Source organism: Limnohabitans sp. Jir61 (assembly GCF_003063545.1).
Classification (GTDB): domain Bacteria; phylum Pseudomonadota; class Gammaproteobacteria; order Burkholderiales; family Burkholderiaceae_C; genus Limnohabitans.
The window spans coordinates 534,441-560,036 of the sequence record NZ_NESD01000002.1 but is presented as its reverse complement, the minus strand read 5'-3'; the positions used below and the strand labels follow the sequence as shown (position 1 = coordinate 560,036).

General features: G+C 55.7%; 26 protein-coding genes. 12 read left to right on the top strand and 14 right to left on the bottom strand.

Annotated elements, in window-relative coordinates; genetic code table 11:
* Positions 1-2: 2 nt before the first annotated feature.
* Positions 3-746, top strand: coding sequence for an SDR family NAD(P)-dependent oxidoreductase (locus B9Z35_RS09060; protein WP_108283357.1), 744 nt, complete (start codon positions 3-5; stop codon positions 744-746).
* Here B9Z35_RS09060 and ttcA read toward each other — a convergent pair.
* The 4 genes from ttcA to B9Z35_RS09040 are packed head-to-tail and all read right to left on the bottom strand — an operon-like array spanning position 743 to position 3,293.
* On the bottom strand, positions 743-1,645 hold the full coding sequence (ttcA, locus tag B9Z35_RS09055; protein ID WP_108283356.1) for a tRNA 2-thiocytidine(32) synthetase TtcA: 903 nt from the start codon (positions 1,643-1,645) through the stop codon (positions 743-745). The two genes, B9Z35_RS09060 and ttcA, sit on opposite strands and share 4 nt — an antisense overlap.
* A gap of 40 nt (positions 1,646-1,685) precedes the next feature.
* Positions 1,686-2,057 (bottom strand): dihydroneopterin aldolase, encoded by a 372-nt coding sequence (locus B9Z35_RS09050; RefSeq protein ID WP_108283355.1) that lies wholly within the window; start codon positions 2,055-2,057, stop codon positions 1,686-1,688.
* 1 nt (position 2,058) lies between these two features.
* Positions 2,059-2,448 carry a dihydroneopterin aldolase gene (locus tag B9Z35_RS09045; RefSeq protein ID WP_108283354.1) on the bottom strand — a complete coding sequence of 130 codons (390 nt, stop codon included), beginning with the start codon at positions 2,446-2,448 and terminating at the stop codon, positions 2,059-2,061.
* The gene (locus B9Z35_RS09040) at positions 2,445-3,293 is read right to left on the bottom strand and encodes an SDR family oxidoreductase (protein WP_108283353.1); all 849 of its coding nucleotides are present in this window, start codon (positions 3,291-3,293) and stop codon (positions 2,445-2,447) included. Before B9Z35_RS09040 ends, B9Z35_RS09045 begins: the two co-directional genes overlap by 4 nt.
* 67 nt (positions 3,294-3,360) lie before the next feature.
* Between B9Z35_RS09040 and B9Z35_RS09035 the strand changes: the two genes are divergently transcribed.
* Together B9Z35_RS09035 and B9Z35_RS09030 are read left to right on the top strand one after the other, a co-directional pair.
* Entirely contained in the window at positions 3,361-4,494 is a 1,134-nt protein-coding gene (locus B9Z35_RS09035) for a class I SAM-dependent methyltransferase (protein ID WP_108283352.1), read from the top strand.
* A gap of 8 nt (positions 4,495-4,502) precedes the next feature.
* Positions 4,503-4,697, top strand: coding sequence for a DUF2905 domain-containing protein (locus tag B9Z35_RS09030; protein WP_108283351.1), 195 nt, complete (start codon positions 4,503-4,505; stop codon positions 4,695-4,697).
* 339 nt (positions 4,698-5,036) lie between these two features.
* On the opposite strand, the gene B9Z35_RS09025 is transcribed toward B9Z35_RS09030, so the two are convergent.
* Together B9Z35_RS09025 and B9Z35_RS09020 are read right to left on the bottom strand one after the other, a co-directional pair.
* The gene (locus B9Z35_RS09025; protein ID WP_108283350.1) at positions 5,037-6,257 is read right to left on the bottom strand and encodes a multifunctional CCA addition/repair protein; all 1,221 of its coding nucleotides are present in this window, start codon (positions 6,255-6,257) and stop codon (positions 5,037-5,039) included.
* Positions 6,257-7,171 carry a complex I NDUFA9 subunit family protein gene (locus tag B9Z35_RS09020; RefSeq protein WP_108283349.1) on the bottom strand — a complete coding sequence of 305 codons (915 nt, stop codon included), beginning with the start codon at positions 7,169-7,171 and terminating at the stop codon, positions 6,257-6,259. The genes B9Z35_RS09025 and B9Z35_RS09020 overlap by 1 nt, the downstream gene beginning before the upstream one ends.
* Before the next feature lie 50 nt (positions 7,172-7,221).
* On the opposite strand from B9Z35_RS09020, the gene B9Z35_RS09015 reads away from it, so the two are divergent.
* Both B9Z35_RS09015 and B9Z35_RS09010 read left to right on the top strand, forming a co-directional pair.
* Complete coding sequence (locus B9Z35_RS09015; RefSeq protein WP_108283348.1) at positions 7,222-8,409, top strand: sialidase family protein; 1,188 nt, start codon at positions 7,222-7,224, stop codon at positions 8,407-8,409.
* The gene (locus B9Z35_RS09010) at positions 8,406-9,026 is read left to right on the top strand and encodes a hypothetical protein (RefSeq protein WP_108283347.1); all 621 of its coding nucleotides are present in this window, start codon (positions 8,406-8,408) and stop codon (positions 9,024-9,026) included. The genes B9Z35_RS09015 and B9Z35_RS09010 overlap by 4 nt, the downstream gene beginning before the upstream one ends.
* Here B9Z35_RS09010 and B9Z35_RS09005 read toward each other — a convergent pair.
* Both B9Z35_RS09005 and B9Z35_RS09000 read right to left on the bottom strand, forming a co-directional pair.
* Complete coding sequence (locus tag B9Z35_RS09005) at positions 9,023-11,329, bottom strand: GtrA family protein (RefSeq protein WP_108283346.1); 2,307 nt, start codon at positions 11,327-11,329, stop codon at positions 9,023-9,025. The two genes, B9Z35_RS09010 and B9Z35_RS09005, sit on opposite strands and share 4 nt — an antisense overlap.
* Positions 11,330-12,586 (bottom strand): glycosyltransferase family 9 protein, encoded by a 1,257-nt coding sequence (locus B9Z35_RS09000; RefSeq protein ID WP_108283345.1) that lies wholly within the window; start codon positions 12,584-12,586, stop codon positions 11,330-11,332.
* 68 nt (positions 12,587-12,654) lie between these two features.
* Between B9Z35_RS09000 and tal the strand changes: the two genes are divergently transcribed.
* Positions 12,655-13,596 carry a transaldolase gene (gene tal / locus B9Z35_RS08995; protein WP_108283344.1) on the top strand — a complete coding sequence of 314 codons (942 nt, stop codon included), beginning with the start codon at positions 12,655-12,657 and terminating at the stop codon, positions 13,594-13,596.
* A gap of 276 nt (positions 13,597-13,872) precedes the next feature.
* On the opposite strand, the gene groL is transcribed toward tal, so the two are convergent.
* From groL to B9Z35_RS08975, 3 genes are all read right to left on the bottom strand, one after another.
* Entirely contained in the window at positions 13,873-15,525 is a 1,653-nt protein-coding gene (gene groL, locus B9Z35_RS08985) for a chaperonin GroEL (protein ID WP_108283342.1), read from the bottom strand.
* A gap of 34 nt (positions 15,526-15,559) precedes the next feature.
* On the bottom strand, positions 15,560-15,847 hold the full coding sequence (gene groES / locus B9Z35_RS08980; RefSeq protein ID WP_108283341.1) for a co-chaperone GroES: 288 nt from the start codon (positions 15,845-15,847) through the stop codon (positions 15,560-15,562).
* Between the two features lie 212 nt (positions 15,848-16,059).
* The gene (locus B9Z35_RS08975) at positions 16,060-16,443 is read right to left on the bottom strand and encodes a hypothetical protein (RefSeq protein ID WP_108283340.1); all 384 of its coding nucleotides are present in this window, start codon (positions 16,441-16,443) and stop codon (positions 16,060-16,062) included.
* Between the two features lie 256 nt (positions 16,444-16,699).
* Between B9Z35_RS08975 and B9Z35_RS08970 the strand changes: the two genes are divergently transcribed.
* The gene (locus B9Z35_RS08970; protein WP_108283339.1) at positions 16,700-17,233 is read left to right on the top strand and encodes a porin family protein; all 534 of its coding nucleotides are present in this window, start codon (positions 16,700-16,702) and stop codon (positions 17,231-17,233) included.
* 71 nt (positions 17,234-17,304) lie between these two features.
* Here the strand turns inward: B9Z35_RS08970 and B9Z35_RS08965 are convergent, their stop codons facing one another.
* Entirely contained in the window at positions 17,305-19,347 is a 2,043-nt protein-coding gene (locus tag B9Z35_RS08965) for a lytic transglycosylase domain-containing protein (RefSeq protein ID WP_108283338.1), read from the bottom strand.
* Between the two features lie 13 nt (positions 19,348-19,360).
* Between B9Z35_RS08965 and B9Z35_RS08960 the strand changes: the two genes are divergently transcribed.
* The gene (locus tag B9Z35_RS08960; protein WP_108283337.1) at positions 19,361-19,936 is read left to right on the top strand and encodes a 5-formyltetrahydrofolate cyclo-ligase; all 576 of its coding nucleotides are present in this window, start codon (positions 19,361-19,363) and stop codon (positions 19,934-19,936) included.
* Positions 19,937-19,946: 10 nt separating this feature from the next.
* Here the strand turns inward: B9Z35_RS08960 and B9Z35_RS08955 are convergent, their stop codons facing one another.
* Positions 19,947-20,846 carry a DUF6279 family lipoprotein gene (locus B9Z35_RS08955; protein ID WP_146178983.1) on the bottom strand — a complete coding sequence of 300 codons (900 nt, stop codon included), beginning with the start codon at positions 20,844-20,846 and terminating at the stop codon, positions 19,947-19,949.
* On the opposite strand from B9Z35_RS08955, the gene glmU reads away from it, so the two are divergent.
* Entirely contained in the window at positions 20,836-22,242 is a 1,407-nt protein-coding gene (gene glmU, locus B9Z35_RS08950) for a bifunctional UDP-N-acetylglucosamine diphosphorylase/glucosamine-1-phosphate N-acetyltransferase GlmU (RefSeq protein WP_370444119.1), read from the top strand. The genes B9Z35_RS08955 and glmU overlap by 11 nt on opposite strands.
* Before the next feature lie 29 nt (positions 22,243-22,271).
* Here glmU and B9Z35_RS08945 read toward each other — a convergent pair whose 3' ends face one another.
* The gene (locus B9Z35_RS08945) at positions 22,272-22,763 is read right to left on the bottom strand and encodes an Lrp/AsnC family transcriptional regulator (RefSeq protein WP_108283334.1); all 492 of its coding nucleotides are present in this window, start codon (positions 22,761-22,763) and stop codon (positions 22,272-22,274) included.
* A 135-nt stretch (positions 22,764-22,898) separates the two neighbouring features.
* On the opposite strand from B9Z35_RS08945, the gene glmS reads away from it, so the two are divergent.
* From glmS to B9Z35_RS08930, 3 genes are read left to right on the top strand one after another with little or no spacing between them, the layout of a single operon-like run.
* Positions 22,899-24,791, top strand: coding sequence for a glutamine--fructose-6-phosphate transaminase (isomerizing) (gene glmS / locus B9Z35_RS08940; RefSeq protein WP_108283333.1), 1,893 nt, complete (start codon positions 22,899-22,901; stop codon positions 24,789-24,791).
* Positions 24,784-25,227, top strand: coding sequence for an SET domain-containing protein (locus tag B9Z35_RS08935; RefSeq protein WP_233246524.1), 444 nt, complete (start codon positions 24,784-24,786; stop codon positions 25,225-25,227). The genes glmS and B9Z35_RS08935 overlap by 8 nt, the downstream gene beginning before the upstream one ends.
* The gene (locus B9Z35_RS08930; protein WP_146178982.1) at positions 25,224-25,595 is read left to right on the top strand and encodes a hypothetical protein; all 372 of its coding nucleotides are present in this window, start codon (positions 25,224-25,226) and stop codon (positions 25,593-25,595) included. Before B9Z35_RS08935 ends, B9Z35_RS08930 begins: the two co-directional genes overlap by 4 nt.
* The last annotated feature ends 1 nt before the right edge of the window (position 25,596 follow it).

Here is a 25,596-nt window from a genome sequence, read left to right as displayed (position 1 = left end):
GAATGCAACACATCGTCATCATTGGCGCAACCTCGGCCATGGCCGAACATTGCGCCCGCTTGTGGGCGCAAGCTGCCCCCGTTCGTCTTACCCTCGTGGGCCGCGACGAAGCGCGCACCAACCGAGTGGCAGACGACTTGCGTGTGCGTAGCCCACAGTCCACCGTGCAGGTCATGACGGCTGACTTTGTAAATGCATCAGCCATTCAACACACGGTCAACACCATCGTGGCACGGGCCCCTATTGATGTGGTGCTGATTGCCCACGGCGTACTGTCAGACCAAACCACATGCCAAGACGATGTGTTGGCGTGTGATGCTGCATTGCAGGTCAATGGTGTTTCACCCGTGTTGTTTGCCGAAGCATTCGCCAAGCCCATGGTGGCAGCTAACCACGGCACGATTGCCATCATTGGCTCGGTGGCGGGTGACCGTGGCCGCAAGACCAACTATGTGTATGGCGCAGCCAAAGGCTTGGTGTCGCGCTACGCGCAAGGCATGCAGCACCGCTTGGCGCACACGAACGTGAAAGTGGTGCTCATCAAGCCAGGCCCCACCGACACCCCCATGACAAGCGATCTCAAAGCCAAGGGCCAGAAAATGGCCTCGGTCGAGCAAGTGGCGCAAGACATTGTCAAAGGCATTGCTGCTGGCAAACCCGTGGTTTACACGCCCGGTATTTGGCAAATCATCATGTTGGTGGTGATGCACTTGCCACGGTTCGTATTTAACAAGCTGAATATTTAACTCAGCTGCACCACCTGCATTCCGGGTAGTGTGGGCGTTGGAAATTCTTCATGGTCAAACGCCTTGTCGCCATCCTCTGATGCCACGCCCGTGGTCACCAAGTTTTTAAAATCAAACTTGGTGTGATCCATCAAGTGTGAAGGCACGACGTTTTGCATGGCTGCAAACATGTTCTCGATGCGGCCAGGGTGCTTCTTCTCCCACTCGCGCAGCATCTCCCCCACCACTTGACGTTGCAGGCCGTCTTGGCTGCCGCACAGCGTGCACGGGATGATGGGGAACTGGCGCACTTTGGCCCAGCGTTCTAAGTCTTTTTCGGCCACGTAGGCGAGGGGGCGAATCACCATGTGGTCGCCGCCATCGCTCACCAGTTTGGGAGGCATGGCTTTGAGCTTACCGCCGTAGAACATGTTCAAGAAGAAGGTTTGCAAGATGTCATCGCGGTGGTGGCCCAGCGCAATTTTGTTGCACCCCAACTCGCCCGCCACGCGGTACAAAATGCCGCGGCGCAAGCGCGAGCACAGGCTGCACATGGTTTTGCCTTCGGCAATTTTTTCTTTGACGATGGAATACGTGTCTTGCGTTTCGATGCGGAACTTCACGCCCACTTGTGCCAAATACTTGGGCAGCACATCGGCAGGGAAGCCGGGCTGCTTTTGGTCGAGGTTGACCGCAATCAACTCAAAGCTGATGGGCGCGCGCTGCTGCATCATCAACAAAATGTCGAGCATGGCGTAGCTGTCTTTACCGCCGGACATGCACACCATGATTTTGTCGCCTTCTTCGATCATGTTGTAGTCGACGATGGCTTGGCCCACTTGGCGGCACAGGCGTTTTTCGAGCTTGTGGTTCTCGTGCTCGATTTTGAGTTGCTTGGGGTCTTTTTCTGCAGTAGTCATATTGATTTGTTGGGGACAGAGCTAAAGGTCTGTCCCGCAATTAATTCCATTGTCCTGTTTCCATGCGAATGGCCACTTCGCAGTCTTCAAAAATTTCAAGCTTGGCGATTTTTACGCGCACACCCAACACACCTGGCAGTTGCATGAGGCGATGGGCGAGTTTGCCAATGAGGGTTTCGAGCAGGTTGACGTGCTCGGCCGTGCATTCTGTGATGATGATTTGGCGCACCTTGCGGTAGTCCAGTACGTGGCAAATGTCATCGTCGTGCGGCAGCAGGGGTTGTGTGCCAAGGTTCAACTCGGCGTCTACTTGAATGGGCTGTGGGTCAATCTTCTCGTGCTCCAAGATGCCAAGGTTGGCATCAAAGCGCAGGCCGGTGAGGTTCAAAATTTGTGTACCTTTGCTTGCCATGTCACAACACTCCTGGTTTGGCGCGGAACACTTCTACACCCACCGCTTCGCAGTCGGGGTAGACGTCGGGTTTGCGAGTGGACACGCGCGCGGCCATCACGCCGGTGTGTTCAAGCAAGTGCGTGAGAATGTCGTCACACAAAGTTTCTTGCAGGTTGACGTGGCCTTGCGCGATGCGGGCGTGCACCACAGCACGCACAAAGTCGTAGTCCACCACTTCGTCGATGCGGTCGTCTTTGGGGCTGGTGCCCGCGAAGGACACATACAAGTCCACATCGATGACGATGCGTTGCGCTGCATGCAGCTCAAAGTCGTGGATACCAATGTACGCTTGCACGGTCAGGCCGCGCAAAAACAAGCGGCGGCATTTGAGCAATAGGGTGTCGTTCATGATTTGAAAAGTTCCTCGACCACAAACATCACATCGCGTGCCAGTGGTACCAAATGTTGGCCGTTGTCCACGCGCACGGTTGTGCCGGTGATGCTGGCGTTGCCCGCCAAAAACGCCACGCTGCTGGCCACGTCGGCAGGGTTGATGGGCTGGCGCAGCAAGTTGGCGCTTGCGGCACGGTTGAAGTTGTCTTGGGTTTGTGGACCGCTCAGATACATCAGGCCGGGAGCGACGGCATTGACGCGCAAAGTGGGCGCGAGCGATTGGGCTTGTAAGCTGACGGCGCGCTCCAGCGCGAGCTTGGATAGCGTGTACGAAAAATAATCGGGGTTAAGGTTGAACACCTTTTGATCCAACACATGGATGACGCTAGGTTTGGCGTGGTGCTTTGTCGAAGCCAAAGCTGGCGTTTCTGTCGCTGCGGTGGCACTTTCAGCGCTGATGGCTTCTTTCGCGCCATCGGCATGCAGCGCCGCCATCCACTTGCCAAAGCGCATAGGCGCCATGAGGTTGACCTTGATCTGCGCCAAAGCCTGAGCCTCGTCAAAGTCTGCGCCTTCGTCAGGCACAAACAACGAGGCGTTGTTCACCACGCATTGCAGCGCTGTGCCGGTGATGGCCACGGTCGTGTTAAAAATGCTTTGGCAGCTGGCTTCGTTTTCCAAGTCGCCTTGCACGGCCAGTGCATCCACGCCCAAGGCGCGCAGCTCGGCGCACAGGGCGCTGGCTTGCGTCTCTGAGTGGTTGTAGTGACACGCGACATTCCAACCCGCGCGCGCAAAGGCGAGGCCGATTTCGCGGCCTAAGCGAACGCTGCCGCCAGTGATAAGTGCCCAAGAGCGCATGGTGTGAGGTGCCTGTGGTGGAAAGACGGTGAGAAAGGTGGTTGGGTCGAGTTACGATCTGCACCCAATGATTACCCCCCAATTATCCAACGACCCGGGCCAACAGGCTTTGTACACGCTTATTCAGCGCAGCATCGCCAATGCAGGCGGCTGGCTGGGCTTTGACCACTTCATGGCGCTTGCCCTCTACGCCCCTGGCATGGGCTACTACGCCAACAGCTTGCGCAAATTTGGCCTGACGCCCGAAAGCGGTAGCGACTTTGCCACCGCCCCCGAAATGTCCAAACACTTTGGCCGCACGCTGGCCCACCAAGTGGCCGAAGCCTTGCAAGTCACGGGCACTGACGAGCTGTGGGAGTTTGGTGCAGGCTCTGGCGCTTTGGCCTTGCAACTGCTCGATAGCCTTGGCGACAGCGTGAAGCGCTACACCATCGTCGATTTGTCGGGCAGCTTGCGTGAGCGTCAACAAGACACACTGAAAGTCCATGCACACAAAGTGCAGTGGGTGGATGCCTTGCCCGAGCAGCTGAGTGGTGTGGTGGTGGGCAACGAGGTGCTCGATGCCATGCCTGTGCAGCTGCTGGTGCGTAAAAGCGGTGTGTGGCATGAGCGCGGCGTGATTTGGAATGCGGATGCTGCTTCACCATTGCAATGGGAAGACCGCGTGACCGATCTGCGTCCTCCCATGGACGTGCCAGGCGAACACGATTACCTGACCGAAATTCACAGCCAAGCCGAAGCCTTTGTGGCCACGTTGGCCGACCGTTTCAAAGCAGGCGAGGCAGCCACGGGCAAAGGCGGCGCGGCTTTTTTGATCGATTACGGTTTTCCCGAGAGCGAATACTTCCACCCCCAGCGCAGCATGGGCACGCTGATGTGCCACCAGTTGCACAAAGCAGATTCAGATCCGCTGGCTGATGTGGGCCGCAAAGACATCACCGCGCACGTGAACTTCACGGGCGTGGCACTGGCCGCACAAGACGCAGGCCTGAGTGTGTTGGGCTACACCACCCAAGCGCATTTCCTCATCAACTGCGGCTTGCTGCCCCCGTTGGTGGATGCGCCACTCGACGAAAAGAGCATGGCGCAAAAGCTGATCACCGAGCACGAAATGGGCGAGCTGTTCAAAGTGGTGGCTTTTGGCACGACCGAGTGGGAGCCGATAGGCTTTGCGCAAGGTGACCGCACTTACGTGCTGTAAGCTGCTTTATGACACGCTGGCTCATTGTTGTTTTCTTAGCGCTGTTGCTGATCAACGCGGTCACGCCTTGGCTTCAAAAGCTAGGCTTTGGGCGTTTGCCTGGGGATATTCGGTTCAAAATTTTTGGGCGCGAGATATTTATTCCTCTCGCTTCTACGATCATTCTTAGTCTCGTGTGCGCGGGCATCTCTAAGGTTTTGTAGTTGTTTGCGGACTCCCCCCCTGTGTCAAGCAGAGTTGGGTGTACCTGCTCTGCTCCTACGCCGCTGAAGCGGCTAGATGTCGCTGCCGCAGGCACACCCAACTCCGCTTGACGCGCGTGTTTGTGGGATTAATACGAAACGCGGGGAGTTACTTCGGTATTTCCTGCGGACATGCGTACGTGAAACACAAAACTAGGTTAGCCCAAAGCAGCGAAGCGGCACGGGTGGTGGCCGCGGCAGCGACATTAGGTGCGAAGCGACGGCGGAGCAGAGCGGTTACCGCCCATGCCGTTTCGATGCGCCCCACTTTCCGCACCACGCCAAACAACCCCGCAGCTTTCAAAGCGCAGCAGCAACAGCCTTCAACCGCGCTGCATCCATACGTGCCCCCACAGCTGGTCCTGTGAGCCCTTCAGCCAAAGCCTGCGAACTGATAGCCGCACCGTCCACCGACTGAGCCGCCTTCAACAGCAAAGCCAAGCGAGGCCCCTGTGCATAAGCCTCGTCCTCTTTGCCCAAACGTCCACGCGCATCACATTTACACGCTTGCAGAGCCAGCAAAAACCGCTCAGGTCGACGCAGCGCATCGCAACGCACCAACAAACGCAACACAGCTTCAGCACCAAAGCCCAAGCTCTGATGGATGTTGCCGTGTTCACGCGCCACAAGTTCAGCCAGTTCTTTGCATTCCACCGGCACGCGCCAACGGGTGCAGAGTGCGCGGGTGAGTTTTTCGCTGCGCTGTTCGTGGCCGATGTGGCGGGGCAATACGTCGGCAGGGGTCGTGCCTTTGCCGAGGTCGTGACACAGGCAGGCAAAGCGCACTTCGAGTGGCGCATTCACGCGCGCTGACGTATCAAGCACCATTTCTAGGTGGATGCCGGTGTCAATTTCGGGGTGGTACTCGGCGCGTTGCGGCACGCCGTAAAGCTTGTCCACTTCAGGCAGCAAACGTTGCAAAGCACCGCATTCGCGCAGCACTTGTAGCATGCGTGAGGGCTTCGCACCCATCAAGCCGCGAGACAGCTCTTGCCACACGCGTTCGCTCACCAAGGCGTCTACCTCACCTTCGGCCACCATCTCACGCATGAGCGTCATCGTCTCAGGTGCCACGGTGAAATCAGGAAAGCGCGCCGCAAAGCGTGCCAAGCGCAGAATGCGCACAGGGTCTTCGCGGAAGGCCTCGGTCACGTGGCGCAGCACCTTGGCGGCGATGTCGCGTTCTCCGCCATAGGGGTCAGTGCGCTGGCCGTGTTCGTCTTGCGCGATGGCGTTGATGGTCAGGTCACGTCGGGCCAGGTCTTCTTCTAGCGTCACATCGGGTGATGCATGCACAGCAAACCCGTGATAGCCGCGCGCGGTTTTGCGTTCGGTGCGGGCGAGGGCATATTCCTCGTGTGTGTCTGGGTGCAAGAACACCGGAAAGTCTTTGCCCACAGGCTGGTAGCCCTGTTCCACTAAAGCCTCGGGCGTGCCGCCAACCACCACCCAGTCGCGGTCAGACCCGGCAACGCCCATTAGGGCATCGCGCACTACACCGCCGACCAAGTAGGTTTTCATCAATGCCCCGGGATAAACAAGCGTTTGATGGATTTGGGTTCAGACACGCCGAGTGCGCGCAGACCTTGCGTGTGGCCGCTGGCAATGTTGTTGACCTTCATGGAATCCAAGTTGTCTCGGCTCATCAGCGTGGGGCCAGGTGCGAACTCCATCAAAAGCGCTTGCAGCCAACCGATGGCATAAGGCAGTGAGATAACAGGGCGTTCTTTGCCTACCCAACGGCCTGCGAGTTGTACCAGTTCAGTCAATGTCAGGATGTCTGGACCGCAAAGTTCATACACCTGGCCTTCGGTGCTTGAGGTGTTGACGCAATGCACGATGGCTTGCGCCACATCGTGCACCCACACCGGCTGAAAACGTGTGTGAGCCCCGGCCAGTGGCATGACGGGGAAGACCTTTTGCAACTTGGCAAACAGGTTGATGAACTGGTCGTCTTTGCCAAAAATCACGCTGGGGCGCACCAGCGTCAAACCCAGAGGCTCTTTTTCAGCAGCAGAAAGCAGAGCCAACTCACCACGCGCCTTGCTGCGTTGGTACATGGAGGGCCCGTGCACATCTGCACCTAAAGCACTGATGTGGATGAGGCGCGTGACGTTTTCGGCTTGGCACGCGCGTGCCAAGTTGGCGGGCAGGGTGACGTGGGCGTGGGTGAATTCTTCTTCTGTGCCGTGCAAGATGGCGATGAGGTTGATCACCACATCGTGGCCATGCACCAAGGCTTGCAGTTGGTGGGCAACATTCACATCGGCTTGCACCACAGTCACGCCGGGCATCATTTGGATGTGGCGTGCAGGCAGGCGTCTCGTCGGCACGGTGATTTGGTGGTGTTGCAGGCTCAGACGCGAGCACACATGGCGGCCTACAAAGCCGCTGCCACCGAGGATCAAAATTTTCTTAACTATGGGTTGTTGCATGCTTGAACTGTAGTGCGAATGAAAAAACCTTGAGTGGTTAGAATTTTTACATGTTGACACCCTCTCGCCTTGGCCTTGTATTGCTGCTTGTTGTGGCCTTGTGTGATGTCGGTTTACGCTATCAATCGTTACCTAGCCCTGCGGTCGCGGCTGTCGTGCCTGATGTCTCAACAGAGGCGCAAGCCTGTGCCAGCTTTAGCATCGTGCGCGAAGGCCTCATCCCTATGCCCGAAGGCGTGCCTGCAGCGCATGCCAGTAGCTTGGTCACTTTTCCTATTTCCCACCCTTTGAATTCACAAAAAGCCTTGGCTGCTTTTTGGTTCGCGGGCACACGCGAAAGCGGAGCGGATGTGCAAATTGCCTCGTCCACGTTTGATCGCAACACGCAAACGTGGGATGCGCCGCAATGGGTGGTCAATCGCCACGCCGTGGGCAAAGACCTTGGCATTCAAATCCGCCGTATTGGTAACCCCGTGGCTTGGGCCGATGCTGCAGGCCGCCTGCATTTGTTTGTGGTGGCCACTGGCTTGGGTGGTTGGGCGGCCTCACGTGTGGTGCATTTAACAGAGCAAACTCCTATGCAATTCAAGGTGGTGCGCACCTTGCCGCTCACGGCCTTGGTGCCAGCGTTCAACACCAGTACCTTGGTGCGCACTGTACCGCTGGCCTTGAACGATGGCGGTGCAGTGTTGCCTTTGTATTTTGAAATTGGCATCAAGTATGGCGTGGCTGTGCGTTTGAATGCACAGGGTGAGATGCAAAGCATCACCCGCATCACGCAACGTCGCGAGGTGTTACAGCCCACCTTGGTGGCACATTCGCCCACACATTGGTCAGCCTTCTTGCGTGACTACAGCCCTACTGAAATGGTTGCGCACTCTGAAACCTTGGATGCGGGTGCGCATTGGCAAGATGTTGGCAACTTATCGCTCTCTAACCCTGGCGCGTCGATTGCTGCTTTGCACTTGTCTTCGGGCGGTTTGATGCTGGCGCATAACCCTGCAGGTCGTGGTCGTGAGGTGTTGTTGCTCAGCACCTCTGCCAATCAACCACTGTCTTGGACCACACGCACGCTGATCGATGGCGTGAAGGCTGACGAATACTCGTATCCCACCTTGATTGAAGTGCCCCAAGGATTCGCCAATCAACCCACGCATCCTGATGTGTGGTTGAGCTACACCCACATGCGCAAATCCATTGCGTTTAAACAATTGCGATGCGTCGGGAGTAAGTCATGAGTTGGTTCGAGATGACTCATGCGATGTTGCCCGCATCCGTGTTGTTACCTGTATGGGTCGCGCTGTCTTGGGCTGTTGTGATGTCTGCCGTGGTGTTGCGGCTGGCTTGCCGACTCAAGTTCAAGCTGTGGATTGCTGCGGTGTTGGGTGTGTTGGTGTTGTTGCCACAACTTAAGCTGGCGAGCTACTTGGCGTTGGCATTCCAGACGCCGAGCTTGGTGTTGTTTGCCTGGGCTGTGTGGTGCTGGACGGATGCGCTTCAGCTGCGTAAGGCCCTGACGACGACGCCTATGCCTGTGGCTTTTTTAGGGGTGGTTTTGGGTTGGGCGTTGGTGCTGGACACCTTGAACTACTGGCCAGCATTTTTTAATCCACAGTTGTATGCGCTGGGGTTTGAATCTGCAGGCTTATGGCTGGTGCTGGCTATCACAGCCGCTGTGATGTATTGGGCGCAGCCGCCCAAGCGTTGGGCGCTCAGCGCTACTGCTGTGTTGGCTGCTTATGTGTTGCTGCGCTTGCCCACAGGCAATGCCTGGGATGCCTTGCTAGACCCGTTTGTGTGGCTGGCCTTGCATGTGCAGCTATGGCGCACGTGGCGTGCGTTACGCCTTGCTTAAGGCTTCTTCACCAGCAAGTATTCGCGCCAGAACATCACGCGCTCTGGCGTTTGCAAACTCTTGAGGTTGATTTCACCCGCAGGGTGACGGCCACGCAAACCAATGCGTTGCGCCAAGATTTGGCATTCGGCTTTTTCGCAATCAGGCGCGGCTTCTTGCCAATAGCGATGAACCACCACTGCATCGTCAGTTTTTAGACGTTTTGCAATGTCTGCGTCTTCGTTGGGTTCATGGTCCATGTAAGGCGTAATGTTGCCGATGCCTGGAATCAAAAAGCGCCAACGTTCAAAGTCACCATTGAAGTTGCTAGGCGTTGCCAGCTTGGCGCCTTGCAATTGCGCCACCACCTCTGGCGCATAGGTGTTTGATGCAGTGTGCAGCGGCGCACAGAGCATGCCAAACCATGCAAATAGGCTGAGTACCAAACCAAATAACCAAATCCAGCTAGCTTGTATAGATTGCGCGCCTGCGCGTGAGAGCAGCGTGCCAAACAAACGCAGCAAGGCCAGCACTTGCAAAGCCAAGATCAATAGCAGTCCGAGTCGGCCCCAAAGTGGGTACAGGTCAATGCGCCAACCTGCCCACAAGAATAATCCCAAGAAGCCAAGCCCTAATAAGCTAAACACCGTGCCTAAACCCATTGCAGTGCGCTGTGCCCACTGTGGCAAACGCCATAACCAGATGGCACATAAAACGCTCATCACAGGCATGAGGGGAATCAGGTAACGTGCAGATCGTTGGCTCGGCACCATGAAGAACACGCTCAGCAACAGCACATAAATCCAGAGCACAGCTTGTGGTTGTACAACGCCACCTAAGCGAGCACGCCAAGCGGGGCGCATTTGGAATAAGCCCCAAACAGCAACGCCAAAGATCAGTGGGCCGAGCATGGCTCCGTTTTGCATCAAGCCCAAGGCTTGCACCCAAATGCTGAAGCCGCCGACAAATGCGGTGTGCAAATAACTTGGCCCTCCTGCGCTGACCTTGCCCCAGTTCTCACCCACCACAAATTCACGCCACACACCCATCGGATCGGGGTCAACCACAAACCACAGGGCGAACAAGCCCAATGCAAAGAGGGTGCTCAACGTCACGCGCACAAACCATGTACGCCAAGCCGCGTGGTTGAACCAACACAGACTCACAAAGAGCGTTGCTGCCAATGGCGCAATCAGCACAAATGATTTGTACAAAGCCACCATGCCCCAGCTGATGCTGGCCACGACAAACACACTGTGCGCAGGTTTGAACTGGCCGCCTTGTATGCCTTGGTTACGCGCACGCAGCACTTGGCATAGCAGCCACCAAAACGGTAGATTCATCCAGAAGGTTTCAATCGCACTGGTCAAGTATGGGCGGCCATAGCGGTAGGTGCTAAAGCACCCCAAGAAGATCAAGCCAGCCATCCACCCCAAGGTATTGGCATTCAGAACTTTGGGAAAAGGCGTTGGCTCGGTTTTCTGGCGCAGCCAGTCATTGGCCAAGGCGCGGGAGGCCCAGACGACCAGTGTTGTATTCGCGAACGTGTAAAGCAGGCTGGGAACGCGAAGCCACAGCAGTTTCCAATCGAGGCCCAGCCACGGCACAACCATCGCTTGCCAAAACAGCAGCGGTGGTTTGGTGTTGCGCATGTGGTCAAGCTCAGAGGCTAAAGGCAACCATGTCCCTGTGCTTTGTGCTTGCAGCCATGTCTTGAAAGCAATGTGGGTGTAAACCAACTCGTCGCCGTTGCGCGGAATGTTTTCGCCGCCTAGGTCAAACATGTAAACCAACACAGCCAACACTAGCAAACCGAGGGTGATGCTTTGGTAGCGTTGTGTGCGCTCGTCGTCCGACACCTCGCGAGGGTTGCCTTTGAAGGTCCACCAATCATTGGCAAAGTAGTTGATGACGCTGGCCAACACGATAGCAAGCACGTTGCCTAGCAAGTAGTGCAGATGTTGCGCAAGCCACAGCGTCAAGATGTATTGCACGCTTGTGCCCAACCAAGAGGCGAGTCCATAACGCACAAATTGCGTGGCAATGCCACCATGAAACTCGGCTTGGCGGTCGCGCCATGTCCACAGACGGTTCCATGCAAAGTTGTTGACTGTGGCCAACAAAATCGCAATGGCGAGCGAGGCATACAAACGCTGCTCGTCAGAAGCGATAGATCCCAATAAAAACTCTTGGCACAAGTACAACACCGCCAAGTTGACCACCGTGCCGCTGGCCCCCACCAAACCAAACTTGATATAGCGCCAACGCGCCAACATGGTTTGCACGATGGACGGGCTGTTGTCAGCCAATGTGTGTGTGGTCATTTAAATTAGTTGCAGTTTGTGCAGGACCAGTTTTTCAACTTCAGCTACCGTGATGACTTTGAGGCACTGGTTGTCACCGTCGCAAAAGCTATCGCGATGGTTGTAGGCTGTGAGGCAAGGCGAGCAAGCCATGCCAGATTCAAGTACGGTGGCGCGTTCGCTAATGGGGCCATACAAACGGCCAGTTTCTGGGCCAAAGAAGGCGATCACATCTATCGGTGTCAAGCTCGCAAAGTGGCCGGGGCCGCCATCGTTGGTCACCAACAACTCGGCGTTGTGAAACAGCATCAGCAGCTCGCGTAGGTTACGCGTGTAACCCGTCAGGCCAATGCACAGTGGGTGGCTCACAGCGTGCAGCACGCGCTGAGCTTGAGGAGTGTCTTCGGGTAAGCCAATCACGCCAACGGCGCAGCCATTGGCAATCAGTGTTTTGGCCAGCGCGATGTAACTGTCTTCGGGCCACGCACGGATGGGCAGTGCACCGCCACTCACGTACAGCAACACGCGCTTGGTGTTACCCATGAAACTACCAAAGTCGGCCATCAAACGCTCTTGAAAGGCTTGTAGTTCAGCTGTATCCACGGGCAGTTGAGGCAAGCTTTGCTGAATGGCTGGGAGTACAAAGCGGGTGAGTGGACGCGAGGACGTGTCCTTCAGTTGGGCAGATGTCCACTGCAAAGCAGCTTCTATCACTTTGGCCAACCCGACAAATTGCAGGCTGATGTGCTGGTAGGTGTTGTATGGCACAGGCGCGTTCATGAAACTGCCGCGATACAAACCTTCTTGCGTGTGAGAGGTAAAGCCCACGCGCACACGGGCGCCGCAAGCGTAGCTGAGCAAGGCGCTGATCCGTGAGAACAGCTCGCAGTCGATCACGCCATCCAGTTGCAAGGCGCGCAGGTTCCGCGTGGTGTGCCATAGATCGTGCAGCAACGAGCCCAGCGATGAGTCGTCGAGCGAATGCAAATGAGCTTCCGGTACAAAGCCCAGCAAGCGCATCACACCTTGGTTTTTTTTGAGCTGCAACACATGCAACTCAGCGTCTGGGTGCTTGGCCTTGAGGTGGTCAAACATGGCTTTGGCCAACACGACGGAACCCATTTCCGACAACAAAATCACCAAAATGCGCGGCGTGGTATTGCGGTGTTGGCGGGCATTGGGTGCTAACAGCGCCAATAGTTTGGACCAGACTGAAAGCAGGGCGCACAACGCTTGGCCTGCCCAGCGATCGATTGCGCGTTGTGTCGAAATTTTCATAGTGCTGAAATTATCCCATTCCCCTAGGTATAGGCCTTGTCCGTCGGATACACCTCATAATTCGGCTCATGAACCAACTCGACGCCCTCAAGCAATACACCACCGTCGTGGCGGACACTGGCGACTTCAAGCAACTCGCTCAGTTCCAGCCGCAAGACGCGACCACCAACCCATCGCTGATTCTCAAAGCGGTGCAAAAGCCCGAATACCTGCCCCTGCTCAAAGACACCGTGGCTGCACACGGCAGCGAACCGATGGACGCGCAGATTGACCGCTTGTTGGTACGTTTTGGTTGTGAGATCTTGGCCACCATCCCAGGTCGCGTGTCCACCGAAGTGGATGCCCGTTTGAGTTTTGACACAGCTGCCACGGTGGCGCGTGCCAAGCGCATCATGGCCTTGTACGAGGCGCAGGGAGTGAAGCGCGAGCGCGTGCTCATCAAAATCGCTTCCACTTGGGAAGGCATTCAAGCCGCTGCCGAGCTAGAGCGTGAAGGCATTCGCACCAACCTCACCTTGCTGTTCTCGTTCGCCCAAGCCGTGGCGTGTGGCGATGCCAAGGTGCAACTCATTTCCCCCTTCGTGGGTCGCATTTACGACTGGTACAAAAAGTCCGCTGGCGCAGCGTGGGTAGAGGCCGACAACGCCAATGCCAATGACCCCGGCGTGAAGTCAGTCCGTGCGATCTATAACCACTACAAACGCCACGGCATCCAAACCGAGGTGATGGGCGCGAGCTTTAGGAATGTTGGCCAAATCACCGCCTTGGCTGGCTGCGATTTGCTGACCATTGCACCTGAGTTGCTGGCGCAATTGGGTGCAAGTAACGAGCCTTTGACGCAAGCCTTGAGCGCTTCTGCTGCCTTGCAGCTGGACTTGCCAGAGGTGCATCACACCGAGGCATCTTTCCGCTACGCGATGAATGAAGATGCGATGGCTACTGAGAAACTGGCTGAAGGCATTCGCGCTTTCTGTGTGGATGCGGTGAAGCTTGAGGCGTTGATGCACTGATTTGTTTGTGCTGGGCTGGCTGCTTTGGCCTACGCGCGTGAGCGAATGGGCAGGCCAGTCGCTCACGCTTTGGGCGATCAAAGAGATTCATCGACAGAGTTGTTCAGACGAAAAAAAGCCCCGCAGTGCGGGGCTTTTTTATTGGTCTGTCAGTCTGCAAAAAATGCATCCCGACGCAGCATGAGAGTGCAGGGCAAGGCGCTGGCGCGCTGACAGTGGCATCGCCACGGCAAGCGGCTGCAACGCCGCCCTGTGCTCTCAGGCAAGGAGCACGTATTACATGCCCATGCCGCCCATGCCACCCATTCCGCCCATGCCACCCATATCAGGCATGCCGCCGCCGGCTTCGTCTTTTGGTGCTTCTGAAACCATGCACTCGGTGGTCAACATCAAAGAGGCAACAGACGCTGCGTTTTGCAAAGCAGTACGTGTCACTTTAGTTGGGTCCAAGATGCCCATTTCGATCATGTCACCGTAGGTGTCGTTCGCAGCGTTGAAGCCGTAGTTGCCTTTGCCAGCCAACACAGCGTTCACCACAACGGATGGCTCGCCACCAGCGTTGTAAACGATTTCGCGCAATGGAGCTTCGATGGCTTTCAACACCAGTTTGATACCGGCGTCTTGGTCAGCGTTGTCACCTTTGATGGTGCCAGCTGTTTGACGTGCACGTAGCAAAGCTACGCCGCCACCAGCAACGATGCCTTCTTCCACAGCAGCGCGAGTGGCGTGCAATGCATCTTCCACGCGGGCTTTCTTTTCTTTCATCTCGACTTCGGTGGCAGCGCCCACCTTGATCACGGCAACACCGCCAGCCAACTTGGCCACGCGCTCTTGCAGTTTTTCGCGGTCGTAGTCAGAAGTGGCTTCTTCGATTTGCACGCGCACTTGTTTCACGCGAGCTTCGATGTCAGCAGCTGCACCAGCGCCGTCGATGATGATGGTGTTTTCTTTGCCCACTTCGATGCGCTTGGCTTGGCCGAGGTCAGCCAAAGTCACTTTTTCGAGTGTCAAGCCAACTTCTTCGGCAATCACTTTGCCGCCGGTCAAGATAGCGATGTCTTCCAACATAGCTTTGCGACGATCGCCGAAGCCTGGGGCCTTGACAGCCACAACCTTCAAGATGCCACGGATGGTGTTGACCACCAAAGTAGCCAAGGCTTCGCCTTCGACTTCTTCAGCAATGATCAACAAAGGACGGCCAGCTTTTGCAACGGCTTCCAAGGTTGGCAACAAGTCGCGGATGTTGCTGATCTTCTTGTCAAACAACAACACGAATGGGTTGTCCAACAAAGCAGCTTGCTTCTCTGGGCTGTTGATGAAGTAAGGAGACAGGTAGCCGCGGTCGAATTGCATGCCTTCCACAACGTCGAGTTCGTTGTTCAAAGACTTGCCGTCTTCCACAGTGATCACGCCTTCTTTGCCCACTTTTTCCATGGCGTTAGCGATGATCTCGCCAATGCTGTGGTCGCTGTTAGCAGAGATAGAACCGACTTGAGCGATTTCTTTGGTGGTTGTGGTGGCCTTGGTGGCTTTCTTCAACTCTTCGATCAACGCTGCAACAGCTTTGTCGATACCGCGCTTTAAGTCCATGGGGTTCATGCCAGCGGCAACGTACTTCATGCCTTCGCGCACGATGGCTTGAGCCAACACGGTAGCGGTTGTTGTGCCGTCACCAGCGTTGTCAGACGTCTTGGAAGCAACTTCCTTGACCATCTGAGCGCCCATGTTTTGCAACTTGTCTTTGAGTTCGATTTCTTTGGCCACAGACACGCCGTCTTTGGTCACGGTAGGGGCGCCGAAAGAACGCTCCAACACCACGTTACGACCCTTAGGGCCCAAAGTCACTTTGACCGCGTTGGCCAAAATGTTCACGCCTTCAACCATGCGTGCGCGGGCTTCGCCGCCGAAAATTACGTCTTTTGCTGCCATTTTGATATTTCCTTAAATTTCTGAATTCGTGAACTTATTCGACGACGGCGAAGAGGTCTTCTTCTTTCATCACCAACAGTTCGTCACCAGCCACCTTGACGGTTTGGCCGCTGTACTTGCCGAACAACACGCGGTCGCCGACTTTGACGGTCAAAGCTTTGACGTCGCCTTTGTCATTGGTCTTGCCTGGTCCGACGGCCAAGACTTCACCTTGATCTGGCTTTTCAGCAGCTGAATCAGGGATGACGATGCCAGAAGCGGTTTTTGTTTCGCTGTCGATACGTTTCACGATCACGCGGTCGCCGAGAGGACGAAGTTTCATTGCATCTCCAAATAAGAGCTAAGGGTTTGAAAGCAAAGCGTCCAGACAGTCTGGACGCCGATAAAGCCACTGGTAGGGTGTTGTTAGCACTCCCGACCATTGAGTGCTAATTTTAGGGTAACTCTGAGAATTTCAAGTCCTGCAGATGTGAAAAAGCACCGACTAAGCGGTGCTTTTTTGAAATCAGGGCAATTCATGCCCGATTCAGGGCGTTACTGTTGACGGCTGTTCGCGTTTAACAGGTCAGCCATGACGCGGTAGTCAGTTAATGGCGTGTGCCACATGCGAACTTCACGCTCGATCACAAGCCAGCCAGCGAGTTTGCGCTTGCAATACTTGGCAAACGTAAACAGGCCCAAGAACAACGCAGTCCAAAGCACCACCCAAGCGCCCAATTCTTGACCTTCTGGTGAGGCATCCACGATGTCATAGATTGATGCGATCAAGCTTAAAGCGCCAAACATCAGCAGGGCTGCAGCGTAAGTGCTTTCTTGTTGCAGGCGCTGTACAACGATTTGTGCAAAAGCGTAGGCGCGCTCTAAGCGAGCCACACCAGGGTGTTTGGTGCTGTAGCTGAGGTTGATAAATGTCGTCATGAGGAGCCTTTAAAAATTTATCAGTCGGTGTGTCTATCAATCCATTATAGGGATAACCCTAATATTCCGTGTTTATAAGGGGCATTTGTTAGGGACTGCAAAAAAGCACTCCAAATAAATAGTACTTAATAAGTATTCAAAGGGTTTACACTAACTTTTGTAGTTCTAAGGAATTAATCATGAGCTACTTACCTGCGGATGCAGGTAATTTTTAACCCTTGGCAAGTTAGCCAAATTTTGAAACAGAAGGATATTTATGAAAACGATCAGCCGCTTGTTGGCTTCATTGGTGTTGGTTGCTACCGCTGGTGTTGCTAGTGCTCAAATGAAGGCACCTACAAGCTCTTCTTACTATGGTGAAGTCGGCTACACAGCAACCTCGATTGGCGATAGTTCATTGACTTTTAAGCCTCAACTTATCCGTTTTGTGGTGGGTAAAGACATCAATCAAAACTTGTCAGTAGAAGGCATGTTCGCACCAACAATTGCGAAAGATACATACCGTGGTGTTGATATCAAAGCTCAAACATACGGCGTCTTCTTGAAGCCAAAACTGGAAATCGCGAAAGATACAGAGGCATTTGCACGCTTGGGTTGGGCGAAGTCCCAACTGGATTTGAGTGCGAATGGTGCATCGGTTTCTTCATCAGACTCGTCAGTGGCTTTCGGCGCAGGCGTGCAAACACAATTTAATAAAGATGTGTACGGTCAAATTGACTACTTGCGTTTCTACAGCAAAGATGGCGTCAAGGCTGATGGCTTGACCTTCTCTGTAGGTACACGCTTCTAATTCAAGTAAATACCAAAAAACGCCTTGTATGCAAGGCGTTTTTTTTATGCTAAGTGCAATCCATCACATCATCAAGGCAGGTCCAAGTTTTCAGCCGGCGCGGAAGCCGACCGCGGCCCCACCAGCCCCAATTTGGATTTGAGCGACTGCGGCTGCCCCGTGATAAGTGCCGCGTAGTTGGTGGTGTTGGACAGTACTTTCTTCACATAGTCGCGGGTTTCGTGGAAGGGCACGTTCTCGGCCCAGATCGCGCCTTCCAGCACTGGGCCTGTACCGTCGTTGGGCGCACGCCAGCGGCGTGAGCGGCTAGGGCCTGCGTTGTATGCGCCTGCGGCTAAAGGCATGGAGCCTTCAAAGCTGTCGAGTACCAGTTTTAAGTAACCCGTGCCAATGGCGATGTTGGTGTCGCGGTCGGTGATTTGGTCTGGGGTGAAACCTGAGAGACCAATTTTCCGCGCTGTCCATTTAGCGGTGGCTGGCATCACCTGCATCAGTCCCGATGCACCCACGCCAGAGCGGGCGTCAGTGACGAAGCGGCTTTCTTGGCGAATCAGGCCGTATACATAAGCGGGATCGAGGTTGATGGTTTTGCTACGCGCAATGACCGCGTCTTTGTGTGGCATGGGGAAGCGTTGTTCAAAGTCGATGGCTGCGCGTGTGCGTTCGCTGGTGTTGATGCAACGGTCCCATACTTGGTTGTCGCAGGCGTGTTGTGCGGCAGCTAGCAATTCGCGGTCGCTCATCATGCCGGCTTTGCCTTGGGCATCGACGAGGTTGGTGGCATAGTTCCATTCACGCACGCCTTCGCTGCGTAAGCCCATGCCAATGGCGTAGAGCGCGCGTTGCAGAGAAGGGTTGCGGCGGGCTACTTCCAGCTCTTCGGCGGTGGGGGCGGGTGGGCGTGCAGGCGTGGTGACTTTGCGGCCCAGTTCTTCCAGCGCGAGTTGCTCATAAAAGCCACGTACGCCGGCAATGCTTTCAAACATTGCGTTGGCATCTTGCTGAATTTGAGGCGTCACTTTTTTGCGTGCCAACAAGGCGCGTGCGTGCCAGTAAATCCAAGTTGGGTCTTTGCGTGCATCGGCACTCATGGCGGCGATGCTGCTTTCGACTACAGGCCACTTGGGTGTGTTGCCCGCGCGCAGTGCGGCGCGAGCTTTCCAGCCCAGCATGTCGTCGTTCAAGTCTTTGTCGTGCGCGACGCGCGCAAAGTGGGTGAGGGCATCGTCATCCAAGCGCATGGCCGATTGACGACCAATCACGCCCCACACCCAGTGGCGCTCCTCGGTGGTGAGGTAAGGCTGCCACTTGTTGCGCATCAGCTTGTCGGCTTTGTCTGGGTCAGTCGAGGCTATTTTGACGAGGGCAAGGACCACCAATTCTTGGCGCACCTTTTGTGGTGCGGCAATGTGTTTGGCTAAAAACTTCTCAGCGTTGTTGATGGCTTCAGGTGCAACGCTGGCTGCATCGGGGGCGACGATTTGAACAGCGTTGCGTGCAGTGCGTGGACGGTTGTGTTCCACCATCAAGCGGGCTTTACGCCAGATGTCGAGCGCAGTGAATTGCTTGGTGAAGTACAGACGGTCAGCGGCCAAGGTGCAGCCGTCGTCAGCCTCTTTCATGCCCATCCAGTTTTTGCGCACTTCGTCGGCAATCGATGCGCTGGCGTGTGGGCCTTTTTCCAGCAGCTCCACAGTTAAGAAGTAGCAGCGCAGCTCGCGGTCGTCGCGCATGCGGTAGTGCTGATGTTCGTCTGCCAGCGTGCTCCAGTCCCGTCGTTGGCCCAAGAGCAGAAGCCAGTCGTTGCGCAAGCGGTCTTCTTGATATGTGGCGGGGTAGCGGGCAAAGAAAGCGCGCACTTCTTGGTGCGAGGCTTCGTCTAGTCGAGCTTTGAGTTCCCAGTAAGCAGCCCATGGCTCTAGCAAGTGCCCTTTGGCTTGGGGCAGCAAGGCTGTGAGGCGTTTGCGGTCGCCGCGCTTGAAGGCTTGGGCCATGTCGGTGATCACGGCATCGGCCTGTGCGTTGTTAGACGCATTGGCAGCCAAACTGGGTTGAACAGCACCAAACGCAAGGAAAACGCTGGCAAACAATGACACAATGACTCGAACATTCATGCACTGATTATCTGTGGACAAAAAAACCTTGCGCCAGCAGCTCATTGAAGAGCGTTTGAACTTGCCCGATAGGCTGGAACGGGCCGACCTGTTGCAACGCGTGATGCGGATTTGGTTGTTCAACCGTCCTGACACCGTGGTGGGTGCCTACTGGCCCATCAAAGGCGAGTTTGACCCGCTGCCCGCCTTGCACCGCTGGAAGGAAGACGGCGAGTTGTCAGACCAGCCGCAGCGCAGACGCATTGGTTTGCCCGTGGTCGATAAGGCGCATAAAACACTTACCTTTCATGCGTGGTACCCAGGCTGCCCGATGGAAGAAGATGCTTATGGCATCCCCAAGCCCAAAGACACCGAAGTGATCGTGCCCACTTTGTTGTTTGTGCCCTGCGTTGGCTACGGACCAGGCGGCTTCCGCTTGGGCTATGGCGGTGGTTTTTATGACCGCACCTTGGCCACCTTGCAACCCAAGCCTTTCACGGCAGGTTTGGGCTTTACCCACGGCTTTTTGCCTGACTTGATGCCAGAGCCCCATGACATGCCGCTGGATGCCCTGTTGAACGACAACGGTATTGTTTGGCCCATGGGCTAAAGCCTCATGGCTATCTCAGTGCCATCAAACTTTTGAAGTCTGCTTCGTAAGCTTTAAGCGTCTGCAACATGTGCAGGCGTTGCGCTGGCGTGGTGCTGTTGTGTAGTTTGGCGAAGCCTGCACAGTTCTCATTCCACAGTTCACGGTTGTAGGCTCGGTAGCGCTCGTTGGGTGAGTTAAAGCTGCGGTCGACCAAGCCCCGCAGCAAGCTTTGCGCTTGCTCTTGTTTGTTTGCCGTGTTGCCCTCTTGTGAAATGCGTTGCAAGGTTTGCATGGTGTCGGCTTGGCGGCGTTCGCGCTCGGCGTAGCTCAAGGCTGGGTCAAAGATGGAAGTGCTAAGCCATTGGTTCAGCGCATCGCGTTGGGGCTTGTCTAGGCGACCATAAAAATCTTCGAGTCGGCTGGTGGCTTGCTTGGTGCGATAGCGCAGCCGTTCTTCGGTGTCTGGGTCTAGCCAGTCTTCTTTCCACGTCTTGTTGGTCTTGTCGAAGCGCTTGCGCACACTACGTAGTTGGTCAGCACTCAGTTGGCTTGACAGTTGAGCAGATGCCGGCTCGATGTGTCGCAGTAAGCCAGTGAAGCTGATCTTCATGTCCTCAGTGATCGCACATACCTGTGCGGGCGTGATGTCATTCGGGGCCATGGCTTGCATGCGTTTGAGCAAAGCCACGTACTCGGTCAGTTGCTGTTGGCGATGCCAGCGCTGCAGATCGGTCAGCGCATCACGGGTGAACTGCTTTTGCTCACCCTGTAAATCGGCGTAGCCATCGAGCCACCAGTAAATCAAATCGTCGCTGTTGTTGTAGACCACCTTGATGGTGCTACAGCCGCTCAAAGTCATCAGCGCCGCGAGTGCAAGCCAGACGGATGCATGGCGGATAATTCTGCGCAAGATAAGGATGAATGACATGAAAGCTTTGGATGTGGTGATCATGGCTGCCGGCAAAGGCACCCGTATGAAGAGCAGTATGCCTAAGGTTTTACACCGTTTGGCAGGCAAGGCTTTGGTGCAGCACGTGATCGACACGGCGCGCACCCTGAAGGCCCGCCACACCATCGTCATCACAGGCCACGGTGCAGAGCAAGTCGAACCCGCTTTGTTGGCGGCCAACACCACTGACCACTTGCAATTTGCTCGTCAAATGCCCCAACTCGGCACAGGCCATGCGGTGCAACAAACCGTGCCTTTGTTGGCCGATGACGGCGTGGTGGTGGTGCTGTCAGGCGATGTGCCGTTGACACAAGCCGACACGCTGCAAGCTTTGCTGGACTTGTGCGATGGCAAACAACTCGCACTCCTCACCATCGACTTTGCCGACCCCACAGGCTATGGCCGCATCGTGCGCAGCCCCAGCGGCCAAGTGCACGCCATCGTCGAGCACAAAGATGCCAATGCAGAGCAATTGGCCATCAACGAGGTGTACAGCGGCATCATGGCTGTGCCCGCCAAGTTGCTCAAACCTTGGCTGGCGCGTTTGGACAACAACAACGCGCAACAAGAGTTTTATTTGACCGATGTGGTCAAGTTCGCCGAGGCCGATGGCGTGCCGGTGGTGGCTCACAAAATTTCAGATGCCGCGCAAGTGGCGGGCGTCAACAGCCCCACACAATTGGCCGAGCTAGAGCGCGCGTTTCAACTGCGCCAAGCCCACGCCTACATGGCTGACGGCGTTCGCATCATCGACCCCGCACGCTTTGATGTACGCGGCCATTTGAGCTGCGCGCAAGACGTTGAGATTGATGTGAACTGTATCTTCCAAGGCAATGTGTCACTCGGCCAAGGCGTGAAGATTGGCGCGAACTGCGTGATTGCTAACTGCACCATCGAAGCTGGCGCAGTGATTCACCCCTTCACCCACATCGATGGCGAAAAGCTGGGCGTGACCGTGGGCGAGGGCGCATTGATCGGCCCATTCGCCCGCTTGCGCCCTGGCGCACAACTGGCGGCTGAGGTGCACATTGGCAACTTTGTGGAGGTGAAAAACTCCACCCTAGCCAAAGGCGCAAAGGCCAATCACTTGGCTTATTTGGGCGATGCCACCGTGGGCGAGCGCGTCAACTACGGCGCAGGCAGCATCACCGCCAACTACGACGGGGCCAACAAACACCGCACCGTCATCGAAGCCGATGTGCATGTGGGTAGCAACTGTGTGTTGGTCGCGCCCGTCACCATTGGCACGGGCGGCACAGTGGGCGGTGGCTCTACCATCACCAAGAGTACCGAGCCCGGCGCGCTGAGCGTGGCGCGTGGCAAGCAAGTGAGCATTGCCAACTACAAGCGGCCTGAGAAAAAGCCAAAGGCATAAAACGAAAAAGGCAGCCTAGGCTGCCTTTTTTATGTGTTGCGCAGCACAGGCCACGTGCTGGTGAACTTCGCACGCTTGGTCGCAAAAAACGCTTTCACATTCCGCACATTCGCATCCTGCGTGAGCAGGCGTTGCGTGATGGCCAGATAGTCGGGCATGTCTGCCGCTTGCACCACCAACACAAAGTCAGGCCCCGGTGACACGCGCCAACATTGCTGCACGGCGTCGTCTGCCACGGCGCGTTGCTCAAAGGCGTCAAGGTGTTCGGCACCTTGTGCATCGAGCGTGACTTCTACCAAGGCCGTCAAGCCGTGACCAAGTGCAGCACCTAATTTGTCGGAACTCAGTACCGCTATTTGTCGCTCAATCCAGCCCTCGTCGGTCAGGCGCTTGACGCGGCGCAAGCAGGTGGGCGGCGAAATTTTGAAGCGCTCGGCCAAGGCCACGTTGCTCAGCGTGGCGTCGTGCTGCAAGGCGTCGAGCAGTTTCAGATCGGTCTCGTCAAGAAATTCTTGTTTCATAAGCATCATTTAATTGAAATTAAATTCCAAATTAAGTTAATGATGGAATTTTCGTTCAAATAATAGAAAAAATAAACAAGAAATTTCTTTTTGGTCTGCTTAATATCTGGGCAACCCAATTTAGGAGTGCTCTTTATGTGTGGCATCGTCGGCGCCGTTTCTACCCGCAACATCGTTCCCATCCTCGTGCAAGGCTTGCAGCGACTGGAATACCGTGGCTATGACTCTTGCGGTGTGGCGGTCCACTCGGCTAGCTTGGGTGCCAAGCAAGGTGGCTTGCAACGTGCGCGCAGCACGGCACGCGTGTCTGAGCTGATGGACCAAGTCAAGGCCGACCACATCGAAGGCGGCATTGGCATTGCGCACACACGCTGGGCCACGCACGGTGCGCCTGCGGTGCACAACGCGCATCCCCACTTCAGCCACGGCACGGGTGCTGGCGCTGGTGTGTACACAGGCGATGTGCCTAACAAGGTGGGCCGCGTGGCGCTGGTGCACAACGGCATCATTGAAAACCACGACGAGCTCCGCGCTGCATTGCAAGCTAAGGGCTACGAGTTCTTGAGCCAAACCGACACCGAGGTCATTGCCCACTTGGTGGACAGCCTTTACAACGGCGATTTGTTTGATGCCGTCAAAGCCGCCATCGTTCAGCTGCACGGCGCGTACGCCATTGCCGTGTTCCACAAAGACGAACCGCACCGCGTCATTGGTGCACGCGCAGGCTCGCCGCTTATCTTGGGCGTGGGCAAAGAGCACAGCGAAACTTTCTTGGCCAGCGATGCCATGGCCTTGGCCGGCGTGACCGACCAAATCGTTTACCTCGAAGAGGGCGATGTGGTGGACATTCAAATTGGCAAATACTGGGTGCAAGACCGCAACCACAAAGCTGTGACACGCGAAGTTAAAACTGTTCAAGCACACAGTGGCGCAGCAGAGTTAGGCCCTTACCGCCACTACATGCAAAAAGAAATTTTCGAGCAGCCGCGCGCCATTGCAGACACGCTCGAAGGCATTGAGGGCATCACGCCCGAGTTGTTTGGTGACGGTGCGTACAGCGTGTTCAAAGCCGTCGACAACGTGCTCATCCTCGCTTGCGGCACCAGCTACTACAGTGGCTGCGTGGCTAAGTATTGGATTGAAGCGATTGCCAAAATCCCTTGCCAAGTGGAAATTGCCAGCGAGTACCGCTACCGCGAATCGGTGCCCAACCCCAACAGCTTGGTGGTCACCATCACGCAAAGTGGTGAGACGGCCGACACCTTGGCCGCGTTGCGCCACGCGCAAAGCTTGGGCATGGACAAAACGCTCACCATTTGCAACGTGTCCACCAGCGCCATGGTGCGTGAGTGCAAGCTGGCCTACGTCACGCGCGCTGGCGCTGAGATTGGCGTGGCTTCCACCAAAGCATTCACCACGCAGTTGGCCGGTTTGTTCTTGCTCACCTTGGCCTTGGCGCAAACCAAAGGCCGTTTGAGCGATGAGCAAGAAGCTGCGCACATCAAAGAAATGCGCCACTTGCCCGCCGCTTTGCAGGCCGTGCTGGCGCTTGAGCCGCAGCTCATTGCTTGGTCGCAAGAATTTGCCAGCAAAGAAAACGCTTTGTTCTTGGGCCGTGGCACGCATTACCCCATCGCACTTGAAGGCGCGTTGAAGCTCAAAGAAATCACCTACATCCACGCAGAGGCCTATGCCGCAGGCGAGTTGAAGCACGGCCCCTTGGCGCTCGTTACCAGCGCCATGCCCGTGGTGACAGTGGCCCCTAACGATGCGTTGCTGGAAAAACTGAAAAGCAACATGCAAGAAGTCCGCGCCCGTGGTGGCGTGTTGTATGTGCTGGCCGATGGCGACACGAAGATTGAAAGCAGCGAAGGCGTCAACGTCATTCGCATGCCCGAGCACTATGGCGTGCTCTCACCTATTCTGCACGTCGTGCCCTTGCAGCTGCTCAGCTATCACACCGCGTGTGCGCGTGGCACGGATGTGGACAAGCCGCGTAACCTTGCGAAATCAGTGACCGTTGAATAACGCGCCTCGCATCGAAGTCCTCTCTTCCCGCCTGCACGGCAAAGGTGTATTCGCCTTGTGTCACATGGCTGCAGGCGAGAGGGTGATCGAGTACGTGGGCGAAATCATTTCTATGGCCGAGGCGCAGCGTCGCCATCCGCATGACCCGAGCAACCCCGAGCACACGTTTTACTTTCACATCGACGACACGCGGGTGATTGATGGCTTGTACGACGGCAATGCTTCACGGTGGATCAACCACTCGTGCCGTCCTAACTGTGAGCCTGTTGAGGTGGATGGCCGCATCTTCATTCAAACGCGCCGTCAAGTGTGGCGTGGTGAAGAGTTGACGTTCAACTACGGCTTGGTAAGTGACGAGCCAATCACCGATGCACTCAAAGCCAAATACGCTTGTCGCTGTGGCGCAAAAAAATGCAAGGGCACAATGCTGGCATGACAGATACCTCCGCAAAATGGGACAAGGCATGCAAGACCTTGGATGAAGAATTTCAACTCATTGCCAGTGAGCTACCCACTATAGAAACGGCCAAAGCGTTGTTTTTGCAATTGGTGGGTCGTCGAGAAATCACGCAAGAGGCAGCCAATGCCTTGATGTTCAGTTTGTATTTTTCCGGTTACCTCAGCATGTTGTTGTCGTTCAAGCAACAAACGCCCGACTTTGAAGTGCCTGATTACTTGCACAACCATCCGGTGCTCGAGGCTTCTAACCGTTGGGCCCAATTGGCCACCGATGGCCATTTGTTGTTGCAGTTGGCGCAGCCCATCATTCGCGACACGCAAGATTTGTTGAACGCTTTGAACTAAA